Genomic DNA, 6,810 nt, shown 5'->3' with positions numbered 1-6,810 from the left:
CCGCCGCCGACGCGGCGCTGGCCCGCATCGTCACGGCGCAGGTGATGGCCGAGGCGGTCGCCGACGCCGATCTGGTCATCGAGGCCGCGCTGGAAGACGAGGCGGTCAAGAAGGCGATCTACGCCCAGGTCCTGCCGCACCTGGGGCCGAACACCCTGCTGGCGTCCAACACCTCCTCGATCTCGATCACCCGGCTGGCGTCCTCGACCGACCGGCCGGATCGGTTCGTGGGCCTGCACTTCATGAAGCCGGCGCCGATCATGAAACTGGTCGAGATCGTGCGTGGCATCGCCACCTCGGCCGAGACTCATTCCGCCGCCGTCGCCTTCGCCGAGAGCCTGGGCAAGACGACCACGGACGCCGAGGACTTCCCCGCCTTCATCGTCAACCGCATCCTGGTGCCGATGATGAACGAGGCGATCTTCGCCCTGTACGAAGGGGTCGGCAACGTCGCCTCCATCGACAAGGCGCTGCGCCTGGGGGCCAACCATCCGATGGGGCCGCTGGAGCTGGCGGACTTCATGGGTCTGGACGTCGTCCTGGCCATCATGAACGTGCTGTACGACGGTCTGGCCGACAGCAAATACCGCCCCTGCCCCCTGCTGGTGAAATATGTCGAGGCCGGCTGGCTGGGCCGCAAGAGCGGGCGCGGCTTCTACGACTATTCCGGCGACACGCCGGCGCCGACGCGATGAGCCGGTTCGAGAGCTATTCCGATCTGCCGGGTCAGGCGACCATCGCCGCACGTCCGGCGCCGTTGTATCCGATCCTGGCCTGTTTGGCGGGCGCGGCCTGGCCCCCGCTGTGGCTGACCCTGCCGTTCTGGCGGCCCCATGCCTTCATGCCGGGACGCGACATGGACTGGCGGCTGGTGGTGATGGTGATCGGCCTGATCACCGTGCCGCTGGCGCTGTATCGCATCCTGAACGAGCGCAAGCGCGACGGACGTCCCGGCACGCGGCTGGGCGTCGTCTGGCGCTTCATGATGTACGGCGGCCTGGCGGCGGCCCTGGTCCAGATCGTCGTCGCCCTGGGCATGAGCGTCATGGGCTGGATCGAGGCCGGCAGCTTCATGCAGGGCCTGGGCGCCACCGAGACGACGCTGCTGATCTTCGGCGTCGGCGGCCTGCCTATCGCCATGATCGTGGGTGTCAGCTACGCCCTGTGGGCGGGTCTGTGCGCCGCCTTCATCGCCTTCGAGGCCCGGCCGGCGGTCAAGGACAGACTGGGCCTGATGCCCAAGCGCTGAGGCATCCGCGCTTAAGGCTGACATCTGGGGATTGGGGGATCCGCACATGACAATGGACGATAACGAAGCCGACGCCGCGCCGATGCTGTCGCCGGTCGTCGCGACCTCGCGCATCGCCAGCCTGGACGTCATGCGGGGCCTGGCGGTGCTGGGCATCCTCGCGGTCAATGTCGTCTCCTTCGCCCTGCCCTTCATGGTCTATGAAGACGCGAGCCTGAGCCCGTTCGCGGTGACGGGCGCCAATGCGGTTGCGCGTTGGACCATGGACGTCTTCTTCCACCAGAAGTTCATCACCCTATTCTCCATGCTGTTCGGCGCCTCGATCTTTCTGGTCGGGGGCGAGCGCGGCGATCCGGCGCGCGGGCGGTTGCTGCGGCGACGCCTGTTCTGGCTGGCGATCATCGCCCTGATCCACGGCCTGGCCTTCTGGTACGGCGACGTGCTGCTGCTCTACGCCTGGTCCGGCCTTTTCGTGATGCTGATGCGGTCGATGCGGGCCGGGACGCTGATCGGGGTCGGCCTGGGCGTCACCCTGGCGCTGGGCGCGATGCAGGCCCTCGCCACCTGGCTGATGATCGCCGGACCGCCGGCCTTCACCGAGGCGATGAGCCAGGGCGGGCCGCAGTACACCGCCGCCATGGTCGCCGACGCCATCGCCGCCTATCGCAGCGGCTGGGCCGGGGCGATGGGCCAGAACCTTCAGAGCTGGATGTTCCTGCAAGGGGCCAGCCTGACCATGTTCGTCTTCTCGACCGTGGCGCTGATGATGCTGGGCATGGGGCTGTTCAAGTCGGGGTTCTTCAGCGGCCGGGCGCCGACATGGGTCTATGCGACGCTGATCGCCGTGGGCGGGGCAGTGCTGGCCCTGCTGGGCGTGCTGGAATGGACCGAGGCCATGGCCGCGCCCAACACAGACCCGACGCGCGGCCTGGCGGGGGTGGTCGCCTCCTTCCCGATCTTCGTCACCCTGGCCTACGTCAGCCTGATCGTGCTGGCGACGACGCGCGGCCTGACTAAGCGCGGTCTGGCGTGGATCACGGCGGCGCTGCGGCCCGTGGGCCAGATGGCCTTCACCAACTATCTGACCCAGACCCTGATCATGACGACGATCTTCTACATGCCCTGGGGGCCGCGCCTGTTCGGGCAGGTGGACTATGTGCAGATGTGGGGCCTGGTCCTGGGCGTCTGGGCGCTGCAACTGGTCTGGTCGCCGCTGTGGTTGTCGCGGTTCAGCATGGGGCCGCTGGAGTGGGTTTGGCGCTGTCTGACCTATGGTCGTCGGGTGCCGATCCAGAAACCCGGCTGACGGCGCTTTTATCGCAGGCGCGAAGGGATTAACTGAGGGCCATGGCCGCCCAGGATACTCCCGCCGAAACCTTCAAACGCGCGCTGGGTCATGCCGCGCGGGCCCTGGCCGAACAGCCCGAGCTTGAGGTGACGTTCGGGTCCGACGGCCCGAAGATGTCGAACGGCGTCCTGACCCTGCCCCATCCGCCGCGCGATCCGTCGGGGCCGGAGAGCGCATCGCTGCGCGGTCAGGCGGACCGGCTGGCGCTGCGGCTGGCCAATCACGATGCGGCGGTGAACGCGAAGATGCGGCCGGCGGACGCCAAGGCGGCCGAGGTGTTCGACGCGGTCGAGCAGGCGCGGGTCGAGGCGTTCGGCTCCGAACATTTAGCCGGGGTGCGCGACAATCTGGGCGCCGCCCTGATCACCCGTCTGGAAAAGACCGGCGCCCTGCGCATCAATGACGCCGACCGCGTGCCGGTGTCCGAGGCCGTGGCGCTTCTGGTGCGCGAGCGGCTGACCGGACGACCCGCCCCCGACGGCGCCAGGGCCATGCTGGATCTGGTCCGCGCCAATATCGAGGCCAAGGCGGGCGCCAAGCTGGACGCCCTGGCCGGCACGGCGGGCGATCAGGAAGGCTTTGCGCTGAAGATGCGCGAGGTGCTGCGCGCGCTGGATCTGGATCCCGGCGATGGGCGCGGCGAGGACTCATCCGAGGATCCCGGCGACGAGGAACCCGATCCCCAGGATCCGGCGGCCGACGACGATCAAGACGAGGAAGAGGAAGAAGACGGCGGCGAGGGCTCCCAGTCGATGGAGGGCGACGCCGACGATCAGTCCTCGGACGACGAACGCGAGAGCCGTCCCGAGGGCGCGCCCGCCGATCCCGACGGCGAAGGCTCGGACGACGGTCCCGAGCTGCAGGAAGGCCAGCAGCCGAACCGCCAGCAGACGGCCGACGACGGCCGCGCGGTCGATTTCTACCGCGTCTTCACCACCGCCTTCGACGAGGTGGTAGACGCTGCCGACCTGTGCGACCCGGTCGAGCTGGACCGGCTGCGCGCGCTGCTGGACGGCCAGCTGGCCATCCTGTCCAGCGTCGTCTCGCGCCTGGCCAACAAGCTGCAACGCCGCCTGCTGGCCCAGCAGAACCGCTCCTGGGTCTTCGATCTGGAAGAGGGGATGCTGGACACCGCCCGCCTGACGCGGATCGTCACCGACCCGACCGCACCCCTGTCGTTCAAGGCCGAGAGCGAGAGCCCGTTCCGCGACACGGTCGTGACCCTGTTGCTGGACAACTCCGGCTCGATGCGCGGGCGGCCGATCATGGTGGCGGCGGTCTGCGCCGACATCCTGGCGCGCACTCTGGAACGCTGCGGCGTCAAGGTCGAGATCCTGGGCTTCACCACCCGCGCCTGGAAGGGCGGCCAGAGCCGCGAGGCCTGGATCAGCGCCGGCAAGCCCGCCAATCCGGGACGTCTGAACGACCTGCGCCACATCATCTACAAGGCCGCCGACGCGCCCTGGCGCCGGGCCAAGAAGAACCTGGGCCTGATGATGCGTGAGGGCCTGCTGAAGGAAAACATCGACGGCGAGGCCCTGCGATGGGCGCACAATCGCCTGCTGGCCCGCACCGAACAGCGCCGCATCCTGATGGTCATTTCCGACGGCTCGCCGGTGGACGACTCGACCCAGTCGGCCAATGCGGCCCTCTATCTGGACAAACACCTGCGCCAAGTCATCGCCGAGATCGAGGATCGCTCGCCCGTCGAACTGCTGGCCATCGGCATCGGTCACGACGTGACCCGCTGGTACCGCAAGGCCCTGACCATCGTGGACGTGGAACAGCTGGCCGGCGCCATGACCGAAAAGCTGGCCGAACTGTTCGAGAACGAGGGCGCGGCCGGTCCCACGCGTCGGACGCGAAAGAAGCTGGCGGCATGAGCCGTTTCGGCCGTCTGGCCTCCGTCTGGATCGCGCTGTCGCTGACGGCCTGCGCCGCCTCGCTCGGCGCGCCGCGGCCCTATCCGCTGTCGTCGGACGGCTGGACGCCGACGGTCGCGGAGCTGAGAAGCGTCAGCCTGGGTCTGCTGGGCGGGGCGCGACTGGCGGACGGCGTGCAGTTCGCCGGGGGCCTGCAGATCAGCGCCGCCCCGACCTCGTCCCTGCACAGTCTGTCGGACCTGAAGCTGACCGGCGACGGCGGCTTCGTCACCGTGTCGGATGCGGGCGATCTGGTGCGGGGCGACATTCGCCTGGACGCCGACGGACGACTGATCGGCCTGGATCATTTCCGCTCGCGCCGCCTGACGCTGGAAGACGGTCGGGCGATCTCCGACAAGCAGGACGGCGACGCCGAAGGCCTGGTCATCACACCGTCCGGCGAGCTGCTGGTCAGTTTCGAACGGCGTCACCGAATCTGGAACTATGGCTCGCTGTCGGCCCTGAAGGCCCAGCCGACGCCGATGCGGGCGCCCGACTTCGCCTTCACGGAAAACGACGGGATGGAAGGCTTAGCCGTCGCGCCCAACGGCTGGCGCGTCTCGGGCGAGGCCGGCGGCGTCTGGGACTGCTCATCGGCCCGGTGCACCGTCGTGACCGCTCCGCCCGAGAAACCTATTCCCGACAGCGACTACCGCATCACCGGCCTGGATCGCGATCCATCCGGCGACGGATGGTTCGTGGTCCAGCGGCTGTATCGCGCGCCCATCGACATGCGCGCCCGCGTGCGCCGGATGGCCCCGGACGGAACCCTGGGGCCAATCCTGATCGAGCTGAAACTGCCCGGCACCACCGATAATTTCGAAGGGGTCGCCGCCGAGACGCGTCGTGGCAAGACGCGCCTCTACATCCTGTCCGACGACAACTTCAATCCGGCCCAGCGCACCCTGATGCTGGCCTTCGACCTGAGCTGATCTTCAGGCGGCCCCGGCCCACTGGGTCGATTGGGCCGTCGCCTCGTCGGAGCGCAGGGCACGCACGAAGTCGTCGCGCCAGATGCCCACGTCGGTGGCGCGCACCACCTCCATCAAGGCCTCCCATTTTCGAATACGCTCGGCCAACGGCATGGTCAGCGCCTTCTGGATGGCGTCCGACAGCTCCTCGCGGCTGTAGGGATTGACCAGCAGGGCCTCGCCCATCTGTTCAGCCGCGCCGGCAAAGCGCGACAGGATCAGCACGCCCGGATCGTCGGGGTTCTGGGCGCAGACATATTCCTTGGCCACCAGGTTCATGCCGTCGCGCAGCGGCGTGACCAAGCCCACCCGCGCCGCGCGGTAAATTCCCGCCAGCTGGTCCCGACGATAGGTGCGGTTCAGATAGCGGATCGGCTGCCAGTCCATGTCGCCGAAGGCGCCGTTGATCCGCCCTGCCAGGGCGTCCAGCCGGGCGCGAATGTCCTGATAGCTGTCGACGTCGTCGCGCGAGATCGGCGTGACCTGCAACAGGAAGACCTCGCCCCGCATCGAGGCGTTGTCCTGCAGGAACTGCTCATAGCCGAGCAGCCGCTCTTCCAGCCCCTTGGAATAGTCCAGCCGGTCCACGCCCACCATCATCGACCGGAAGGCCGAGGACGCCGCCATCCGGTCATAGGTCCGCGCGCCCAGGGTCGAGTTCCGCGCCGCGAGGAAGCCGTCCACGTCGATGCCGATGGGGAAGACGCCGGTCTGGACCTTGCGCCCGAAACACTCCAGCCCGCCGGTCCCGTCCAGCTCGCCCTGGGCCTCCGAGACCACATAGTCGGTGAACAGATCGCTCCATTCCTGGGTGTGGAAGCCGATCAGGTCGAAGTCGAACATGGATTCCACCAATCGCCGGTGGTGCGGCAGGGTCACCAGTAACTGGCGCGCCGGCCAGGGCGTGTGCAGGAAGAAGCCGATCCGGTTCCGGATGCCCAGGCGGCGCAGGTCCCGCGCCATCGGGATCATGTGATAGTCGTGGATCCAGATCATGTCGTCGGGCTGGATCAACGGAGCCAGCACCTCGGCGAAGCGTCGGTTCACCCGCTCATAGCCCTCGCCGTACGACCGCTCGTACTGCGCCAGATCGATACGATGGTGGAACAGCGGCCACAGCGTCTTGTTGGCGTAGCCGTTGTAGTATTCGTCGACGTCCTGGGCTTCCAGATCGACCAAGCCGACGGTGACGCCGGCCCGGTCCTCGATCTTCACCTCGCCGGTATAGTGGTCGATCGTTTCGCCGGACCAGCCGAACCACAGGCCGTCGTATTTTCTCAACGCAGCGGACAGGGCCATGGCCAGGCCGCCGGCAGACCC

At 68.0% G+C, this 6,810-nt stretch carries 6 protein-coding genes; 5 read left to right on the top strand and 1 reads right to left on the bottom strand.

Going from position 1 to position 6,810, the window contains the following annotated elements; translation table 11 throughout:
• The 5 genes from ACK4MH_RS15480 to ACK4MH_RS15460 all read left to right on the top strand — a co-directional run.
• A partial coding sequence (locus ACK4MH_RS15480; protein ID WP_409719974.1) for a 3-hydroxyacyl-CoA dehydrogenase NAD-binding domain-containing protein occupies positions 1–695 on the top strand: 695 nt, incomplete at its 5' end.
• The gene (locus ACK4MH_RS15475; protein WP_409719972.1) at positions 692–1,249 is read left to right on the top strand and encodes a phthalate transporter; all 558 of its coding nucleotides are present in this window, start codon (positions 692–694) and stop codon (positions 1,247–1,249) included. The genes ACK4MH_RS15480 and ACK4MH_RS15475, both read left to right, overlap by 4 nt.
• 46 nt (positions 1,250–1,295) lie before the next feature.
• On the top strand, positions 1,296–2,555 hold the full coding sequence (locus tag ACK4MH_RS15470) for a DUF418 domain-containing protein (RefSeq protein ID WP_409719970.1): 1,260 nt from the start codon (positions 1,296–1,298) through the stop codon (positions 2,553–2,555).
• Between the two features lie 41 nt (positions 2,556–2,596).
• Positions 2,597–4,480 carry a cobaltochelatase subunit CobT gene (gene cobT, locus ACK4MH_RS15465; protein WP_409719968.1) on the top strand — a complete coding sequence of 628 codons (1,884 nt, stop codon included), beginning with the start codon at positions 2,597–2,599 and terminating at the stop codon, positions 4,478–4,480.
• A complete protein-coding gene (locus ACK4MH_RS15460; RefSeq protein ID WP_409719966.1) occupies positions 4,477–5,451 on the top strand; it encodes an esterase-like activity of phytase family protein in 975 nt (324 codons plus the stop codon). Before cobT ends, ACK4MH_RS15460 begins: the two co-directional genes overlap by 4 nt.
• A 3-nt stretch (positions 5,452–5,454) precedes the next feature.
• On the opposite strand, the gene ACK4MH_RS15455 is transcribed toward ACK4MH_RS15460, so the two are convergent.
• Positions 5,455–6,810 (bottom strand): trehalose-6-phosphate synthase (locus ACK4MH_RS15455; protein WP_409719964.1); only part of this gene is annotated, 1,356 nt, incomplete at its 5' end.

The sequence above is a fragment of the Brevundimonas sp. genome (genome assembly GCF_046295075.1).
Lineage (GTDB): Bacteria > Pseudomonadota > Alphaproteobacteria > Caulobacterales > Caulobacteraceae > Brevundimonas.
The sequence above is the reverse complement of the archived record's forward strand: the minus strand, read 5'-3'. Positions and strand labels throughout refer to the sequence as shown.

Bases quoted from the DNA above. Each gene is read 5' to 3' on its own strand.
- ACK4MH_RS15470 (WP_409719970.1), top strand. From the start codon at position 1,296: ATGACAATGGACGATAACGAAGCCGACGCCGCGCCGATGCTGTCGCCG.
- ACK4MH_RS15460 (WP_409719966.1), top strand. From the start codon at position 4,477: ATGAGCCGTTTCGGCCGTCTGGCCTCCGTCTGGATCGCGCTGTCGCTG.
- ACK4MH_RS15475 (WP_409719972.1), top strand. From the start codon at position 692: ATGAGCCGGTTCGAGAGCTATTCCGATCTGCCGGGTCAGGCGACCATC.
- cobT (WP_409719968.1), top strand. From the start codon at position 2,597: ATGGCCGCCCAGGATACTCCCGCCGAAACCTTCAAACGCGCGCTGGGT.